This is a genomic window from Saccharopolyspora sp. NPDC000995 (genome assembly GCF_053599315.1).
Genome location: NZ_JBSFLZ010000018.1, coordinates 20,638 through 37,833 on the forward strand (window position 1 = coordinate 20,638; position 17,196 = coordinate 37,833).

Here is a 17,196-nt window from a genome sequence, read left to right on the forward strand (position 1 = left end):
TCACCCCTCCCCGGCAGCGACCGGGGCCGGGCCCCCGACGGCCTCTTCCAGCAGCAGCACCGGAATCCCGTCCCGGACGGGGAACCCGCGGCCGCAGGAGGTACAGGTCAGGTAGTCGGCCTGCGCGTCCTCCTCCAGGCCCGGCCGCAGCGACGCGTGCTCAGGGCACGGGCAAGCCAGGATCTCCAACAGCTGTGGTTGCAGGTCAACGGCCACTTTTCCTCCCAAACTCACCCGCACCGACCTCGCGGGCACGCACTCCGACCGCAAGGACGTCATCCGCGGACGATCGCCAGCACCTCATCGCGCAGCGCGGCCATCGCGTCAGTGTCCCTCGCCTCGACGTTGAGCCGGAGCAGCGGTTCGGTGTTGGACGGGCGCAAGTTGAACCACGAGCCGTCCGACAGCTCCACGGTAAGCCCGTCGAGCTCGTCCACACGAGCGCCATTGCGGTCGCTGAAGGCCGCTGCGACGGCGCGCATCCGGCCCTGCTGGTCGTCGACCGTGGAGTTGATCTCGCCGGAGGCGGCGTACCGCGAGTAGTCGGCCATCAGCTCCGACAGTGGCTTGTCCTGGCCACCGAGCGCGGCGAGCACGTGCAGCGCGGCGAGCATGCCGGAATCGGCGCGCCAGAAGTCGCGGAAGTAGTAGTGGGCGGAGTGCTCCCCGCCGAAGATCGCCCCGGACTCGGCCATCGTCTGCTTGATGAACGAGTGCCCGACGCGGGTCCGCACCGGCTTGCCGCCGTACTCGGCGACGATCTCGGGCACGACCTTGGAAGTGATCAGGTTGTGGATGATCGTCCCGCCGGGCTCCTTGGCCAGTTCCCGGACGGCGACCAGCGCGGTGATCGCGCTCGGCGAGACCGATTCGGCGCGCTCGTCGACCACGAAGCAGCGGTCGGCGTCGCCATCGAAGGCCAGCCCGGCGTCGGCGCCGACCTCGCGGACCTTGGCCTGCAGGTCGACCAGGTTCGCCGGGTCCAGCGGGTTGGCCTCGTGGTTGGGGAAGGTTCCGTCCAGCTCGAAGTACATCGGCACGAGCTCGATCGGCAGGCCGACGAAGACGGTCGGGACCGTGTGCCCGCCCATCCCGTTGCCGGCGTCTACTACGACCTTCAGCGGGCGGATACCGCTGATGTCGACGAGTTCGCGCAGGAAGGCGGCGTATTCGTCGACCAGGTCCCGCTGCGTGGCGGTGCCCTTCGCCCCCAGGAACTCCGGCACGCCGTGAGCGACCAGCTCCTGGATCTCGGACAGGCCGCTGTCCTGGCCGACCGGGGCGGCCCCGGCGCGGCACAACTTGATGCCGTTGTAGCGGGCCGGGTTGTGGCTGGCGGTGAACATCGCGCCGGGCAGGTCCAGCCGACCAGAGGCGAAGTACAGCATGTCGGTGCTCGCCAGGCCGATGTTGATCACATCGACGCCCTGCCCGGTGACGCCTTCGGCGAACGCCGCAGCCAACCCCGGTGAGGATTCCCGCATGTCGTGCCCGATGATCACCGCCGGGCCACCGACGAGCCGGGTGAAAGCGGCGCCGATCTCCCGGACCACGCCGGCGTCCAAGCCGTCGCCGACCACGCCCCGGATGTCGTAGGCCTTGACGATCCCCGACAGGTCTCGCACGCTGCACCCTCCCCGTTTCGCGTCCGACGACGTGGTCCGAAGCCTACCGGCGATCGAGTGCCCGGTGGAGCCAAGTTGGCCCGCGCAAGTCGTTCGTCACGATCTATTCATTCGTCGATCGGATCGGGAAGCGCCCGCAGGTGTCCGCGGCGGCTCCCGCCCGGAGTGAGGCCCTGGGCCTCGACCGGCCGGTCCGGGCGACCGGCCTCTCGCACCGCCTCGGCGAGCGCGGTCAGGTCGTCATCGGAGGGCTCTGGTGGCGCGAACTCGCCTTCGTGCCGCACGACCTCCCAGCCCTTCGGCACGGTGAGCCGCAACGCGTGCGCTTCGCACAGGTCGTAGCTGTGGGGCTCGGCGTAGGTGGCCAGGGGGCCGACGACCGCAGTGGAGTCCGCGTAGGCATAAGTGAGCGTGGCGACGGCCGGGTTGGTACACCCGGTCCGCGAGCAACGCCTCACGCTCCGCACGACACGCACGATAGCGCCCCCGTTCCGGCGCGCGGCGAAGGCACGCGGAAACCTCTCGCGATAGGCGCCGCTGGCACCTGTCTCCGTCCTGTCTGCTCTGCGCGAACAGTCCGGGTCGCGGTGGTTGTTCCGGGCTGGCGGGAGGAGGTCGGGGGCCCGCCGGTCGAACGGCTTCGCACCGGCCACGTGATCCCGGTTTATGCCTGGACAGGGCGGCCACTGCTCCCGTCGGGGCGGTCACGCGGAGTGAGTCGGGAGACAGGCACCGAATCCCCTGACGCTTGTCCCGACCTTGACGGCCGAAGGCGTACCCTCGGCCCGTGGTGACCGCACGTGGATCTCTGCGTCGAAGCCGCTTCCGCCGGGACCGGCGGGGCCGTGGGCTGCGCGGACCGCTGTACCCGTCTTCGGTTCCGGTATCGCGCAGCCGCTCGCAGCGGTTCGATGCGCTGGTGCTGGAGGCCCTCGAACCGATCGAGCAGCGCTGGCATGCCGAGCTGGCCCAGCTCGACGTCGCCGTCGACGAGGTGCCCGAGATCACCAGCACCATCCCGGAGAAGCTGGTCTGGGACGACGATGTGGTGGTCGACGCCAACGTGCCGCTGGCCCGGCTCGTCCCGGCGGGCGTCGACCGGCGCGGGCTGCCAACCCGTGCGCGCATCGTGCTGTACCGGCGGCCGTTGGAAGCACGGGCGCGCGACGGCACGGACATGGCGGACCTGCTGCACGACGTGCTCGTCGAGCAGGTCGCGACCTACCTCGGGCTGGACCCCGACGTTATCGAAGGCCAGTGACCATCGACTTCCGGCGGTGATGGGCACCTAGAGCCCAGATCCGGAGCTGGCCCACCTGCTCAGCACGGCCAAGATCCCGGGCACCGACGAGCGAGCCGCCGTCTGACACGAGCCGAAAGCGCCAGGCAGCGGGCGGAATCGCCAGCGGGCGCTGCGACGTCACAACGCCGAGTTCAGGTGAAAACAGGAATCCTCCGCGCGTCAGCTGTTCCCGGATCGAGTCCGGCGGCGTTCGGGGAGCGCCGCGATGACGGTAAACAGGATGAACGCCAACTGCAGGCCCAGCAGCGCCGTGCGGGGGGTCTCGGTGTAGCCGACCTGGACTTCGGCCGCGTTCCCCGGCAGCGGGATCGCCACCTGGTGGCCCCATGCGGTGGCCAGCGGGAACGGCCGCCCGTCGATCCGGGCGTACCAGCCGGGCTCGTTCTCCGCGCCGAGGACCAGCGCCCGACCGGCACCGCCCTCGGACACCTGGACCGTGAACAGCGGCAGCTCGGCGGCGACCGGCAACGGCCTCGCCTCTGGTGTCGGGGCAGGCTCAGTTCGAGCCTGCCGCGCGAGGTCCGGCCCGAGCAGCTCCACCTGGCTGCTCGGCATCTGCAACTTCAGGACGCGCCGTCCGTCGGGCAGCCGTTCGTGCTCGGTGGCCAGGCCGCCGGAGAGCTCCGGGATCCGGGAGTCGGCCGGAACCGCGATGAATCCGGTGCCGCGAGCCGCCGTGGCCGCGAGCGCGCCGCGCACTCGCGCGGCGTCGCCGGACTGCAGGTCGTCGTCGACCTGGCGGAGCCAGTCGACAGCCGTGCCGACCGACGCGAGGTCGTCGTCGCCGAAGCGGGGCCCGGTGCCGTCCACGAGCCGTGCGGGCTGCGGGCTGGGATCGAGGATCAGCAGCGAACCAGGCAGATCCGCGGCGGTGTTGCGCTGAACGCGCAGCGGCCCGCCGATCGTGGCGAACGCGGCGCTGGTCGCCAGGCCAAGCAGGCCGACGGCCAGCACTGGCAGCAGGATCTTGCCGGGCACGCGCGGCTTCCGGGCCACCAGCACGATCCAGCCGCACCCGGCCGCGACGATCACCAGCGGCCCACCGGTCCAGCCGGTCGTGCTCACGACGCCGGTGATCGGTTGAGCGGGAACATTGTCCACCAAAGCCGCCAGCGCCCAACCGAAGATCGCGACGGCCGCCCCCGGCAGCATCCGCGGGGACCAGGCCGTGACCAACGCGACGACGGCAGCGAGGACGAACAACGCGCCGACCAGGCTCGCCGGTGATCCGTCCGGGCTCAATGCCAACAGCCAGGCCCCGGCCGGATCTTCGGTGACCCGCGCACCGATCCCGTGCAACGCCATCTTCGGGTCGCGCAGCAGGACGGAAGGCCACGGCAGCAGGCACGCGAAGGACAGCAGCGCCACCGCCATCAGCCCGGCCACCCGGCGTCGATCACGCTGCCCTTGGCTGGGCAAAAGGACGAAAGCAAGCAGAGCGAACACGACCAACGCGATGTGCAGCAGCGGCGCGAACGCACCCAAGGCCGCGAGGCCCAATGCGGTCAGGCACGCCATGCCCAACCAATGCCCGTCGGACCGCCCGACCAATGAGGCGATCCCGGCCAGCAGCAGCGGCACCAGGATGTGCGCGACCACCACGTCCAAACGCCCTTGCCCAGCGGAAAGCGACGCCGCGGGCAGCAAGGCGTAAGCACCGGCTGCGAGGGCTCGCCGCAGTCGAGACACCGGAATCGCACGTGCCGCCAGGTAAGCGCTCAAGCCCGCGAGCGGAGCACCGAACAGCAGCAGGACCGACACCACCACCGACGGTCCACCTAGGACGGTGCCGAACAACGCCAGCACCAGCAGCGACGGGGACGCTGGCGCGCCGGTGCCACCGTTGACCGGATGCCAGGCCGCCAGGTAGTCGCGCCACGTCGTCGCCAGATCTGCCACCGGCAGCAACCTGCCGCCTTGCAGGCCGGCCCCGAACCGGTCCGCGAGCAATCCATTGGTGAACAAGGCGAATACCGCCAGCAGGACCGCGAGCACCACGGGCGGCGTCAGCAGCAGCTCGCGCAGCACCCGCCAGCGGTCGACCGGAACGAGCAGCAGATCCGGCCGCGCCGCGTCCCGCTTCGACGGCGACGGCTTCGGCGCCCCTGTCTCCGGCGCCGGCACTACGACCAGCCCCGACCGTCCTGGCTTCGCAATCTGCGGCGGCGCTTCTGCAACGGCCTTGATCCGCCAGCCTTCCGGTTCCCGTCCCAAGGCCAGGTCCCGCCGCACCCGTTCACGGACCAAACCCTCGAACGCGGCACGCGCCGAGTTCCGCAGCCGCGCCAACCGACTCGTGAACAGGCCGCGGACGCCGTGCCGGACGGAGATCGTCGCGGCGCGCGCAGCCCTTCCTTTCAGTAGGTTCAGCCGCCCGCCGAGCAATCCGCGCAACACCGTGAGCTCGGCGCCCGACTCGCTCCACCGCCGCAGAGCCGCGAAACCGCACATCCGCAACAACGTCAGGAGGAACAGTCGCGGCAGGCCGAGCAAGAACGCCCGCATCCCAGCGTTGACCAGGAACGTGCGGACCTGGTCGGCGCGCTCCCCTGCCCGGGAACCGCGCCTCGCGACCGCATGCCGCATCCGCGCGGCGGGAACCCACCGGACGCCGTGCCCGTCCAGGTTGATCCGCCAACCCAGGTCGATGTCCGCGTTGTCGGCGAGATCGAGGTCGAAACCTTTGAGCTGCTCGAAGACATCGCGCCGCACCAGCGCACCGGCCGTCGCCACCGCCAGCGCACCGGACGCCGGTGGCGCGCTGCCGAGCAGCTCGGGGTCCAGTTCGGACCGTCCGATGCCGGTCTGCCGATGCCCGGACGCATCGGTGCTCAGGCCCGCATCCACCACCAGCCGGGGATCCGCCCAGTCCAACCCGAGCGGGCCGAGCAGCGCGGCGGACGAATCTTCCTCGGCAGCTCGCAGTAAATGCTCCAGGCACTCCGGTTCGGGTGCGGAATCGTCGTGCAACAGCCACAACCAGCGCCCCGGATCGGCCCACCTCTTCGTCGCGTACGCCAACGCTTCCGCGATGGCGGCGCCGGACTGGGTTTCGCACGACATCGTGAGCACATCGTCGACGACGCGATCCGTGCGCGCCCGCGCGAGCAGTTCCGGGGTGCGGTCCTTCGAGCCGGTGTCGACGGCCACCACGTGTTGCGGTCGTTCCGTCAGGTCGCCCAGTGCCGCGAAGACCTCCGGCAGCCACGTCTCCCCGTCGTGACAGACCAACACCGCCAGCACCGGCGCGACCAAAATGCCTCCCGCTAACTGATCCACTACCGCTGAACGGTAATGCACCAGGAGCGGAAGAAAACCCCCCGAATGAAACAGCGTTCACTGGGTGGGCTTGCGCTGGTGGTCGCAGCGGAACCGCCGCCGGCGAGGCGCGACCGGTCAGACCGCGCGACGCTTGAGCTTCCGGCGTTCCCTTTCGGACAGTCCGCCCCAGATGCCGAAGCGCTCGTCGTGCTGCAGCGCGTACTCCAGGCATTCGGAGCGAACTTCGCAGCCCGCGCAGATGCGCTTGGCCTCCCGGGTCGAGCCGCCCTTTTCCGGGAAGAACGCCTCCGGATCGGTTTGCGCGCACAACGCGCGCTCCTGCCATTCCTGTTCTTCGTCCGTCGCCTCGAACAGCTCGGCCAGGACGTCGAGTTCCACTGCGGTGGCGTCCCCACGCTCCGCGAGGCGGCTATCTCCTGATTCCCACATCGTTGGTCCCCCGATTTCTCCCGTTCCCACCGGCCCTCCCCAGGGCCGGAACAGGACGCACTCCTGCTCACAGGTCGCCGATCCCCGCTGCGGGGACTCCGCGCTTCGACGGCGGCGGTGCCGTCGCCGATCGGCCACACCGCCTGCCTCTCACCGCCGGCGGCGCCTCGATCGACCGGTGCCCGACCGGATCTCCCGTACCCGATCGGCCGCCGCCACAACCATCCAACCGGCTTCCACCCGAGGAACGATCATTCAGCGACGAATGACACTGCTGTGATTACACCCGTGTAGCTCCTTGCGGTCAAGCGGAGACCTTCCGTAGGGGGACATCCCTCTCCGCCTCGGGGATGCGCTCATTCGGCGCATCGCCGGTACTCCTTGTGCAGCACCGTCAAAACCCCCAAGATCATGAATACCACCCGAACATCATCTTCGCCGGGGCACAAGCCCGGACGGCCACCGAATTGTTCGTGGACACTGGAGGCGTGACCAAATCCGCTGTGCGCGTAAGCCCCCTGTTCCTCGGCCTCGTCGGCTTGACCGTGCTCGGCGGCGTGCTCGCCACGCTGGAGAACAACGCCGCCCAGGTCGGCGGTGTGGTGCTGATCGTGCTCGGCGGCTGGGCCTCCTCGTTGTGCCTGCACGAATTCGGCCACGCGATCACCGCATTCCGCGGCGGCGACTGGTCGGTGCGCGCGAAGGGCTACCTGACGCTGGACCCCCGGCGCTACACCGACCCGGTCCTGAGCATCGTGCTGCCGCTGCTGTTCGTGGCCCTCGGCGGCATCCCGCTGCCGGGCGGCGCGGTGTGGATCAACCACCACGCGCTGCGGTCTCGACGCACCGAGTCGATGGTGTCATTGGCCGGGCCGCTGACGAACCTGGTGCTGGGCCTGCTGATCTCGATCGCCGTGGCCGTCGTGCCTACGATGCCGACCGCCTTGTCGGCGGGCTTGTCCTACCTGGCCTTCCTGCAGGTGATCGCGTTCGTGCTGAACATCCTGCCGATCCCCGGCCTGGACGGGTACGGCGCGATCGAGCCGTGGCTGTCCGGTCCGGCCCGGCAGTTCGGCGAGAAGGCGCGGCCGTGGGCGCCGCTGGTGCTGTTCCTGCTGCTGATCGGGGTGCCGTTCGTCGGCAGGGCGTTCTTCGGGCTCGCCTACTTCGTGTTCGGCCTCGCCGGCGGCGACGCGCTCCAGGCCCTCGTTGGTCAAGGAATGTTCCGCAGCATCTTCGGTTTCTTGTGATCGTCCGCCCAGCCGGTCGTGAGCGCTTTCGGGTGCCGTAGAGCCCAAAGCACGCACCGGCCCGTCCAGGCGGAGCCCACCGTCTGCGTCGGAGAGCTGCGATCAGCAGCAGCCGCGCAGTGACCTAGCAGACATCGAGGTTCTCACCGTCGGGTTCGGCGGACGTGCGAGGATCGGGGCCGTGAAGGTCGTAGTTCTGGTCGGCGGTGTCGGCGGCGCACGGTTCCTGCTCGGGGTCAAAGCGGCGTTGGGCTTGCCCGCGACCGGCGAACCGCAGCAGGAGTCCGAGCACGAGGTCACCGCGGTGGTCAACGTGGGCGACGACGCGTGGATGCACGGGCTGCGGGTCTGCCCCGACCTCGACACGTGCATGTACACCCTCGGCGACGGCATCGACACCGAGAAGGGTTGGGGCCGGGTCGACGAGACCTGGTCGGTCAAGGAGGAGTTGGCGGCCTACGGCGCCGAGCCGACCTGGTTCGGGCTCGGTGACCGCGACATCGCCACCCACCTGGTGCGGTCGCGAATGCTGCGCGCGGGCTACTCGCTGTCGGCTGTGACCGAGGCGCTGTGCGTCCGCTGGCGGCCTGGGGTCCGGTTGTTGCCGGTCACCGACGAGCGGGTCGAGACGCACGTCGCGATCGACGCCCCCGAGCACGGCGACCAGCGGGCGGTGCACTTCCAGGAGTGGTGGGTGCGCTACCGCGCGGAGCCGAAAGCGCATGCGATCGTGCCGGTGGGAGCGGACGAGGCGAAGCCGACGCCAGCCGTGCTGGACGCGATCGCGCAGGCGGACGTTGTGCTGTTGGCGCCGTCGAACCCGGTGGTCAGCATCGGAACATTGCTCGCGGTGCCGGGCTTGCGCGCCGCGCTGCGGGAGACCTCCGCGCCGGTGGTGGGGCTGTCGCCGATCATCGGCGGTCGGCCGTTGCGGGGCATGGCGGACGCGTGCCTGACCGCGATCGGGGTGGACAGCACCGCCGAGGCGGTCGGTCGGTACTACGGCTCCCGGCAGGGCGACGAGGGCATCCTGGATGGCTGGTTGGTGCACTCCGGAGACGAGGCCGACGTCGCCGGAGTGCGGGTTCGCGCGGTGCCGCTGTTGATGTCCGATGTGGACGCCACCGCCGCGATGGTGCAGGCGGCTTTCGACCTTGCCCAGGAGGGGCGATGAAGGATCACGCGGCCGCGGGTGGGTTGCAGCTGTTCGCGGTGGGGGGGCTGCCCGAGTTCGGACCGGGCGACGACCTGGCCGCATCGATCGCGGCCGCCGCCCCATGGCTCAGCGACGGCGATGTCGTGGTGGTCACCAGCAAGGTGGTATCGAAGGTCGAGGGCCGGATGGTGTCAGCGCCCCGCGACCCGGAACTGCGCGACAAGCTGCGCCGCGAGCTGGTGCTGGCTGAGGCCACCCACGTGCTGGCGCGCCGCGAGCGGTTCATGATCACCCAGAACAAGCTAGGCATCGTGCAGGCGGCCTCGGGCGTCGACGCCTCGAACGTCGCGCTGGACCAGATCGCGCTGCTGCCGGAAGACCCGGATGAGTCCGCGCGCAAGCTGCGCGCCGGGCTAGCCGAGCGCCTCGGCGTACAGGTCGCGGTCGTGGTGACCGACACGATGGGCCGCGCCTGGCGGGTCGGGCAGACCGATGTGGCGATCGGCGCCGCCGGTCTGCGCGTGCTGCACCGCTACGCGGGCGCCACCGATTCGCAGGGCAACGAGCTGGCGGTAACCGAGGTCGCGGTGGCCGACGAGATCGCCGGGGCGGCCGACCTGGTCAAGGGCAAGCTGGGGGCGGTCCCGGTCGCCGTGGTGCGCGGGATGTCCACCACCGCCGACGGGTCGAGTGCCCGCGATCTGGTGCGTCCCGTCGAAGAAGACCTGTTCCGGATGGGCACGGCGGAAGCGCTGGCGCAGGGTCGCCGCGAGGCGGTGCTGTTACGCCGCTCGGTGCGTTCGTTCGCCGATACCCTCGTGGACGCCGACGCGATACGCCGCGCCGTCGGTGCCGCGCTGACCGCACCCGCGCCGCATCACACCCGCCCGGTCCGGTTCGTCTGGCTGCGCGATCGTCCACTTCGGACGAAACTGTTGGACGCGATGCGCACCGCCTGGCTGGAAGACCTGCGCGCCGACGGCATCTCCGAGGAGGCGGCGCAGCGCCGGGTCGGGCGCGGCGATCTGCTCTACGCGGCGCCGGAGCTGGTGCTGCCGTTCCTGGTCCGCGAGGGCTCGCACGACTACCCCGACCCGAAGCGCACCGAGGCGGAGCGGCAGATGTTCACCGTCGCCGGCGGCGCGGCGGTGCAGGGCTTGCTGGTCGCGCTGGCGGCCGAGGAGCTCGGCTCGTGCTGGGTGTCCTCGACGCTGTTCTGCCCGGAAGTCGTGCGGGCCTCGCTCGACCTGCCCGAATCTTGGGAGCCGTTGGGCGCGGTGGCGGTGGGCCATGCCGCGGAGCCCGTCGCCGGCCCCCGGGAGCCGCGGGATCTCGACGACGGATTGTTGGAGCTGTGAGCGGACTTCACGCGGACGCGCTGCGCGTGCTCGGCGAGTGGCGACCGGACGATCCGCAGCAGGAGGCACTGCGTCATTGCTTCCTGACCTTGCTGGACGCGCGCGAGGACGCCTGCCTGCGGGCGTGCGAGCCGGGCCACGTGACGGCGTCGGCCGTGCTGTTCGACGCCGAGGGCGAGAACGTGCTGCTCACGCTGCACCCACGGGTGGGCATGTGGTTGCAGCTCGGCGGCCACTGCGAGCCGGAGGACATGTCGCTGGCGGGTGCCGCGTTGCGCGAGGCGACCGAGGAATCCGGTGTGGGCGGTCTGGTCGTGGACCCGGAGCCGGTGCACCTGGACGTGCACCCGATCACCTGCTCGCTGGGCAAGCCGACCCGCCACTTCGACGTGCGCTTCATCGTGCGGGCCCCGGAAGGCGCGGAACCGGCCCGCAGCGACGAGTCCCTCGACCTCCGCTGGTGGCCGGTGAACGCGCTCCCCGAAGAAACCGACCTCGGCCCCCTGATCACCGCAGCCCAAGCCCGCGGGTAATTCAGGGGGTGCCAGGTAAACGACTGTGAGTGCTTTTGGGGCTATATCGCGGCTATATCGCCCAAAAGCACTCAGGGGTTCTTGTTCCAATCACATGGTGCGGTAGTTGCGGATCGGCATTCTCGGGGCGTAGCGAGGGCGGTTGACACCTGCCGCTGCGAGGTAGCGGACCGCTCGGTGGCGGTGGCCTTCGTACGGGGCCAGGGCTTCGAGCATCCCTTCGTCGTCCAGGGGGTGGCCGACCAGTGCCGTGCCGACGATCGTCGGCAGGTGGAAGTCGCCGACGCTGACCGCGTCCGGGTCGCCCCAGGCCCGTTGCGCGACTTCCGCCGCCGTCCACGGGCCGATGCCCGGAACCTTCTGCAGCAGCTCCCGACCGCCGACTCCGCGCAGCTCGACCGCTCGCTCCAGGCGTCCGGCCACCGACGCGGCGGCGATCAGCGTGCGGCGGCGGGCTCCATCGATGCCCGCTCGATGCCACTCCCAGTCCCGGATTCGGCGCAGCTGCAACGGATCAGGCGCCACCCAGAGCTTCTCCACCGGCCCCGGGGCGCGGCTGCCGAAGCGCCAGCACAGCTCCCGCCAGGATCGCCACGCCTCCCGGTTGGTGACCTTCTGCTCCAGCACCGCGGCGACCAGAACGTCCCAAACCCGCCCCGAAGCGCACAACCGCACTCCCCGCGATGCGCGCCGGCCGCGTTCGACGACGTCGTGCACCGCGACGAAACCGGTGTCGTCATCGGAGTCCCCGAGCAGGTGCGGGACGTTGTGCAGCACCGAACGCGCGCCCGGCCCCCACGCCGTCGCGGTCACCGTTGCGGCGCCGTCCTTCTGCAGCCGCAGCGTCGTCGGGCCGGTCGGGGTCGTGGTTGCCCACCACACCTCGCCCGACGCATCCACCCGGGTGGTCGGATCACCGCTGCCCCGGCGCAACGGTGCCAGCACCCGCGGCAGGTCCAGCGGGTAGGACGGGCGCCAGGTTCGGGTCAGGGCATCAGTCATGCTGCTCCGAAAGTACGCCGTCAGTCCCCGGAGAAGCGGACGCCGCGGTCGGGCAGCTCAACGCCCGGCCACACCCGCACCCCGTTCAGCAGCTCGCAGTCCGCACCGATCCGCGCGTCGTCACCGACGATCGCGTCGCGCAGCACGGCACCCGCACCGATCGTCGCGCCCCTGCCGATCACGCTCCGCTCGATCACGGCGTTGCGCTCGATGCGAACCCCGTCGAAGAGCACGGATTCGACGACGCGCGCCCCGGTCTCCACGACGCTGCCCTTGCCCACCGCGGTCCCACCGCAGACTTCCGCATCGGCGGCGACCTCCGCGCCGTCCAGCACCAGCGCCTCGCCGCGTTCACCGGGCAGCGCGTTCGACGGCGCCGCGCCCAGCACCAGGTCCGCCGAGCCGCGGACGAACGCCGCCGGGGTTCCCATGTCCAGCCAGTACGAGGTGTCGATGTAGCCCTGCACGTGCGCGCCCGAGGCCAGCAGCTGGGGGAAGGTCTCGCGCTCCACCGACACCGGCCGCCCGGCCGGGATCGTGTCGATCACCTCGCGGCGGAACACGTAGCAGCCCGCGTTGATCTGGTCGACCGGCGGGTCCTCGGTCTTCTCCAGGAACGCGGTGACCCGCCCGGCGGCGTCGGTGGGCACGCAGCCGAACCGGCGTGGGTCGGCGACCTTGACGAGGTGCATCGTCACGTCCGCCGCGGCGCCGCGGTGGGTTTCCAGCAGCTTCGCCAGGTCCACCCCGGAGAGGATGTCGCCGTTGAACACCAGCACGTCGTCGGCGGTGAGCCGGTCCGCCACGTTGCGGATCGCGCCCGCGGTGTCCAGCGGCTCCGGCTCGGCGACGTACTCCAGACGCAGGCCGAACTCGGATCCGTCGCCGAAGTGCTCGGCGAACACCTCCGCCTTGTAGGACGTGCCGAGCACCACGTGCTCGATGCCGACCGCCCGGATCCGGGACAGCAGGTGGCTCAGGAAAGGGACTCCGGCGGTGGGCAACATCGGCTTGGGCGCCGACAGGGTCAGCGGCCGCAGCCGCACGCCCCGACCACCTACCAGCACTACCGCTTCCGCCGTCGGCGACGCGGCCGGGTCCTGCGAATCCGCGGACATCGGCGTTGATCCTCCTCCACCTGATGGACTTCAGTGACGAAAACCCATTGGGGGAATACTCTGGCAGGGGAACGGCATAATCAACACCGGGCTCGCCCGCGCAGCGGCCGTGTCCACCTCGAGCCCGCCCACGCGAACTACCGACTGCGAACGACTGAGAGGGCACCCACATGGACCCGCGCCGCCGAGCCGATGAAGCACTTGCTCGCGCGCGGGCACGTGGCGCGTTCGTCGTCACCCCCGACAATGCCACCTCGCCGATGGATGCCGCGAGCACCGTTCGCATCCCGCGCGAGGTCGTCAACCAGGCCGATTCCGCGGACATCACGCAGGTGCTCCCCTCGCAGGGCCAGCAACCCCGGCAGCGCCCTCAGAACCAGTCCCCACGCCAGCGGCTGGAGCCACAACACGACGGCTGGCCGACGGAGGATTACGGGCAGGGCCAGCAACATCTGCCGCCGAACCCGTACCACGCGCAGCGTGGACCGAATGAGTTCGGACCACTGGGTTCGCAGGCGAACCAGTACCCCCACTGAGGCTGTGCTGCGAGCGCGGGGCTGCGACGGCAATGCCCGTGCGGAGGACGCCACTCGCACTCAGCGCGCCGCGATGCGCGCGCGGACGGTAAGCGCCGCCCGAAACGCGAACCGCAGCGGGGCCCAGACCGGCCCCCGGTAGCGGTCGGCGAGGTAGCGGTAGGCGCTGCGGTGATGTTCGACCAGCATTCGCTTCGAGGAGCCCGAGGTGGAGTGCCCGCCGATGTGCATGATCTCCGCGCTCGGCACGTAGACATTGAGCCAGCCCTTCCTGCCCAGCCGATCGCCGAGGTCGACGTCCTCGAAGTACATGAAGTAGCGCGGGTCGAAACCGTCGATTGAGTCGAAGGCCTCGCGGCGCAGAAGCAGGCAGGAACCCGACAGCCAGCCCGCCGGTCGCTCGGTGATCGCCGCCTCGGACTGGCGGTAGGCGCTGGACCATGGGTTCTTCGGCCAGATCTTGCCCAGCAGCGCGTGTCCGGCGCCGCGGCCGATCGACGGCAGCAGCCGGGCCGACGGGTAGACCTCGCCGTTGGGTTCCTTGATCAGCGGGCCGAACGATCCCCCGCGCGGCCAGCGCTTGGCGGCGGCTAGGAGTTCGTCGAGTGAACCGGCACCCCACTCCAGGTCGGGGTTGGCGATCACGACCCAGCCGTACTCGTCGCCGAGCTCGGCCACGCCGCGGTTGGCCGCGCCGCCGTAGCCGAGGTTGCCGCCGGTGGGCACGAAGTCGACGTTCGCACGTGCTGCGGCGGCGTGTTCCGGAACGCCGTCGGCGGAGCCGTTGTCGGCGAGGATCACCCGGACCGACCGGTCCGTCGCCTTGTCCAGGGTGTCGAGGAACCGTTTCAGGGTCTCGCCCGGGGAGTAGGTCACGGAGACAACGGCGAGTTCGTCGCCATAGGTACGCGCATCGGTCACGCCACCACATTCTGCCCAACGCCGCCAACCGGAGAGCCACCCGACCGGAGTTCCATGTGGGATTCATCGTCCGCGCACCGAACGGAAGACACGTTTTGCCTGGTCAGAAATCATGCGCAGGGGGTCGCCAGGGCAGCCCAAAGCACTCACGAGGCGGAGCTGCTCGTGATCAGCGGGTGCGGGTGTGGATGTGGTGGGCTCTGGCGAAGGCCGCGCGGTGCTGGGTCGCGCAGGCCGCCCAGGTGAACTCCTTCGCGCGGAGTTGGGCCACCGTGGCCAGCGCCGCTCGGCGGGCCGGGTCGTCCAGCAGCTCCGTCAGGCCCGCCGCGATGTCGCCCGCGCCCACGCCGCAGTAGGCGACGGCGTCGCCGCCGACCTCGGGGAGGCTCAGCCGCCGCGTCGTTAAGACTGCGGCACCGCAGGCCATCGCCTCCAGCACGGGCAGGCCGAAGCCCTCGCCGATGCTCGGGTACGCAACCAGGTGGGCGCCGCCGAGGAAACCGGCCAGCTGCTTCAACGGCAGATAACCGGCCCGGATCACCCGGATCCGGTGCGGCACGGCCTCCAGCGCCCGTTCAACGCGGGTGTCCCAGCCCGGCTGACCGGCCAGCACCAGCGCCGGCGAGTCGGTCCGGCTCTGGCAGGCCAGCATGAAGCCGCGGATCAACGCCGGCACGTTCTTTCGCGGTTCCAGCGCGCCGAGGAACGCCACGTACGGCTGGTCATGCAGTCTCAGCCGCTCGCGCACCTCCCGGATCTCCTCCGGTGTCGGCGGGTGGAACCGGTCCGGGTCGACGCCGTGGTACATGACCGGCATGCGGACGCGGTTTGCACCTACGGCGCGGGACAACTCTGCCGCTGTCGCCTTGCTCGGCACAATGCACAGCGTTGCGCGGCGCAGCGCGGTGCGCGTCCACGCGCGGAAGAACCTGGCCTTGACCGGCGAGTGGACCGCCGGGTTGGTGAAAAACGTCGCATCGTGCAGGGTGACCACCGACGCGGCCGGGTTGGCCAGTGGCGTCGTGTAGTGCGGCGAGTGCAGGACGTCGATCCCGAGTCGGCGCACCAGCAGCGGCAGGGTGGTCTGCTCCCAGGTCAGGCGGGCGGTCCGGGTGGCGACGGCTTCGGTGGCGGGCACGACTTCGGCGTTCGGCGCGAGGGTCGCGTACAGCTCCGCGTCGCGCGGTTGGCAGGTGACGGTGAGCCGGGCGCCGTCCGCGTCCAGGGCCGCCAGCAGGGAGTCGACGTACCGGCCGACACCGCCTCGATCCGCGGGAACTGCGGTGGCGTCGATGAGAATGTGCGGCTCGCCTATGTGCACCTGAGCAGATTACGGTGCGGATGCCCGGGTCTGTGACGAGTAGGCGAAAATGTGTTCTGCCCTGCTTTGCCCGGTGCGCCAACGCTCGGGTTCCTGGCTTGCACGAAATCAGCCGGCGATGTCGAGGTGCACGCGCCAGACTTCCAGCGCCGCCTGCCGCCAGGTGAAATCCGCGACCCGCCGGGTTCCTGCCGCGATCAGTTCGTCCCGGCGAGTGGGATCGTCGATGACGGTGCGCAGGGCTGCGGCGAGCGCGGACGGGTCGGCACGCGGGACAGTTACACCGGCTCCACCTGCGACCTCAACCAGTGCCGGCGCATCGGAATGCACGATCGGCACGCCGAGCGCCATCGCCTCGACGAGCGGGAGGCCGAAGCCTTCCGCGAGGCTCGGTGCGGCCAGCGCCGTCGCGTTCCGCAGCAGGGCGGCGAGTTCGGCATCGGAAACCGACTCCAGCACGCGCACATGTGGCACACCGCACTCGGCGGCGATCCGCGGCAAGTCGACGTCGCCCCAGCCGCGGTGGCCGACGATCAGCAGCGGCATGTCCGGGGCGCCGGGTTCGGCCATCGCCCGCACCAGGTGTTCGTAGCCCTTGCGCGGCTCGACCGTGCCGATCGCCAGCACGTACCGCGCGGGCAACGCCAGTTCCGCGACGGTGGCAGTGTCGGGTTCTACCAGCAGGGAAGGGGTGACGCCTGCGCCGATGACCTGCAGGCGAGCGTTGATCGGGATGCGCTTCGCGAGATCGTCGGCCACTGCGGCGGTCGGCACGACCAGTGCGTCGGCGTGCCGCGCGGCGCGGCTGATCGCCCGCCGGTGCCAGGAAACTCCGCGCGGCGTCAGGGTTTCCGGATGCGTCCACGGAACCGTGTCGTGCACGGTCACCACCAGACCGCGCCCGCGTTTCGCAGGTGGCGAGAGGGGCGTCATGGCGTGCACCGAATCGCCGCCCGGCCAGAACGGGACCCCCCGCTCCCAAGCGGCGATCAGCGCGCGGCGCGGGACCGGCAGCACTCGCGGCCCGTGGACGCCGGGAACCCGGGCAGCTTCGGGATCGCCGCCACGGCTGACGACGCTACTCAGCTCCCACCTGCTAGGCGCGGTTTCGGCCATCGCGCGCAGCAGCTCCCGGGTATAGCGCCCGGTTCCGCCGGGAACCGGGGCGAGCAGCTGTTCGGCGATCGTGACGAGCTCAGGCACCCGCACAGCTTCCCGCACCCGCAGGCTGGGACGACCGCCGGTTTCCGAGCTCGACGTCCAGCGCGGCCCCCGTGAAGCCGCCGACCGGGCCGTTACCGCAGGTGGTCAAGGCTGTGCGAGATCGAGGGCCGGGGACTGCGAGCAGCTCAGTGGTGCTGG

16 protein-coding genes are annotated in these 17,196 nt (G+C 70.6%); 6 read left to right on the top strand and 10 right to left on the bottom strand.

Annotated elements, in window-relative coordinates; all coding sequences use genetic code 11:
* From ACWDKQ_RS09135 to ACWDKQ_RS09145, 3 genes are all read right to left on the bottom strand, one after another.
* Entirely contained in the window at positions 1–216 is a 216-nt protein-coding gene (locus ACWDKQ_RS09135; protein ID WP_450138231.1) for a Trm112 family protein, read from the bottom strand.
* 59 nt (positions 217–275) lie between these two features.
* Entirely contained in the window at positions 276–1,625 is a 1,350-nt protein-coding gene (locus ACWDKQ_RS09140; protein WP_450138232.1) for a phosphomannomutase/phosphoglucomutase, read from the bottom strand.
* Positions 1,626–1,732: 107 nt separating this feature from the next.
* Positions 1,733–2,092, bottom strand: coding sequence for a DUF3499 domain-containing protein (locus ACWDKQ_RS09145; protein ID WP_083822372.1), 360 nt, complete (start codon positions 2,090–2,092; stop codon positions 1,733–1,735).
* 320 nt (positions 2,093–2,412) lie between these two features.
* On the opposite strand from ACWDKQ_RS09145, the gene ACWDKQ_RS09150 reads away from it, so the two are divergent.
* The gene (locus ACWDKQ_RS09150) at positions 2,413–2,886 is read left to right on the top strand and encodes a metallopeptidase family protein (RefSeq protein WP_450138233.1); all 474 of its coding nucleotides are present in this window, start codon (positions 2,413–2,415) and stop codon (positions 2,884–2,886) included.
* Between the two features lie 201 nt (positions 2,887–3,087).
* Here ACWDKQ_RS09150 and ACWDKQ_RS09155 read toward each other — a convergent pair whose 3' ends face one another.
* On the bottom strand, positions 3,088–6,207 hold the full coding sequence (locus tag ACWDKQ_RS09155) for a glycosyltransferase (RefSeq protein WP_450138234.1): 3,120 nt from the start codon (positions 6,205–6,207) through the stop codon (positions 3,088–3,090).
* A gap of 117 nt (positions 6,208–6,324) precedes the next feature.
* Positions 6,325–6,639 carry a WhiB family transcriptional regulator gene (locus ACWDKQ_RS09160; protein ID WP_044577168.1) on the bottom strand — a complete coding sequence of 105 codons (315 nt, stop codon included), beginning with the start codon at positions 6,637–6,639 and terminating at the stop codon, positions 6,325–6,327.
* Between the two features lie 488 nt (positions 6,640–7,127).
* On the opposite strand from ACWDKQ_RS09160, the gene ACWDKQ_RS09165 reads away from it, so the two are divergent.
* The 4 genes from ACWDKQ_RS09165 (at position 7,128) to ACWDKQ_RS09180 (ending at position 10,936) form a co-directional block, all read left to right on the top strand.
* On the top strand, positions 7,128–7,889 hold the full coding sequence (locus tag ACWDKQ_RS09165; protein WP_450138235.1) for a site-2 protease family protein: 762 nt from the start codon (positions 7,128–7,130) through the stop codon (positions 7,887–7,889).
* A gap of 181 nt (positions 7,890–8,070) precedes the next feature.
* Complete coding sequence (gene cofD, locus ACWDKQ_RS09170; protein ID WP_450138236.1) at positions 8,071–9,063, top strand: 2-phospho-L-lactate transferase; 993 nt, start codon at positions 8,071–8,073, stop codon at positions 9,061–9,063.
* Positions 9,060–10,403: a coenzyme F420-0:L-glutamate ligase gene (locus ACWDKQ_RS09175; RefSeq protein WP_450138237.1), complete on the top strand. Its 1,344-nt coding sequence runs from the start codon at positions 9,060–9,062 to the stop codon at positions 10,401–10,403. The genes cofD and ACWDKQ_RS09175 overlap by 4 nt, the downstream gene beginning before the upstream one ends.
* Positions 10,400–10,936, top strand: coding sequence for an NUDIX hydrolase (locus ACWDKQ_RS09180; protein WP_450138238.1), 537 nt, complete (start codon positions 10,400–10,402; stop codon positions 10,934–10,936). The genes ACWDKQ_RS09175 and ACWDKQ_RS09180 overlap by 4 nt, the downstream gene beginning before the upstream one ends.
* Positions 10,937–11,026: 90 nt before the next feature.
* Here ACWDKQ_RS09180 and ACWDKQ_RS09185 read toward each other — a convergent pair whose 3' ends face one another.
* Together ACWDKQ_RS09185 and ACWDKQ_RS09190 are read right to left on the bottom strand one after the other, a co-directional pair.
* On the bottom strand, positions 11,027–11,938 hold the full coding sequence (locus ACWDKQ_RS09185; protein ID WP_450138239.1) for a DNA-3-methyladenine glycosylase family protein: 912 nt from the start codon (positions 11,936–11,938) through the stop codon (positions 11,027–11,029).
* Between the two features lie 20 nt (positions 11,939–11,958).
* Positions 11,959–13,056, bottom strand: coding sequence for a sugar phosphate nucleotidyltransferase (locus ACWDKQ_RS09190; RefSeq protein ID WP_450138240.1), 1,098 nt, complete (start codon positions 13,054–13,056; stop codon positions 11,959–11,961).
* Between the two features lie 170 nt (positions 13,057–13,226).
* Between ACWDKQ_RS09190 and ACWDKQ_RS09195 the strand changes: the two genes are divergently transcribed.
* The gene (locus ACWDKQ_RS09195; RefSeq protein WP_450138241.1) at positions 13,227–13,592 is read left to right on the top strand and encodes a hypothetical protein; all 366 of its coding nucleotides are present in this window, start codon (positions 13,227–13,229) and stop codon (positions 13,590–13,592) included.
* Between the two features lie 60 nt (positions 13,593–13,652).
* Here ACWDKQ_RS09195 and ACWDKQ_RS09200 read toward each other — a convergent pair whose 3' ends face one another.
* The 3 genes from ACWDKQ_RS09200 to ACWDKQ_RS09210 all read right to left on the bottom strand — a co-directional run bounded on the left by ACWDKQ_RS09200 (position 13,653) and on the right by ACWDKQ_RS09210 (position 17,043).
* Positions 13,653–14,513, bottom strand: coding sequence for a glycosyltransferase family 2 protein (locus ACWDKQ_RS09200; RefSeq protein WP_450138242.1), 861 nt, complete (start codon positions 14,511–14,513; stop codon positions 13,653–13,655).
* Positions 14,514–14,682: 169 nt separating this feature from the next.
* The gene (locus ACWDKQ_RS09205; RefSeq protein WP_450138271.1) at positions 14,683–15,813 is read right to left on the bottom strand and encodes a glycosyltransferase family 4 protein; all 1,131 of its coding nucleotides are present in this window, start codon (positions 15,811–15,813) and stop codon (positions 14,683–14,685) included.
* A 129-nt stretch (positions 15,814–15,942) separates the two neighbouring features.
* Positions 15,943–17,043 (bottom strand): glycosyltransferase family 4 protein, encoded by a 1,101-nt coding sequence (locus ACWDKQ_RS09210; RefSeq protein ID WP_450138243.1) that lies wholly within the window; start codon positions 17,041–17,043, stop codon positions 15,943–15,945.
* Positions 17,044–17,196 lie beyond the last annotated feature (153 nt).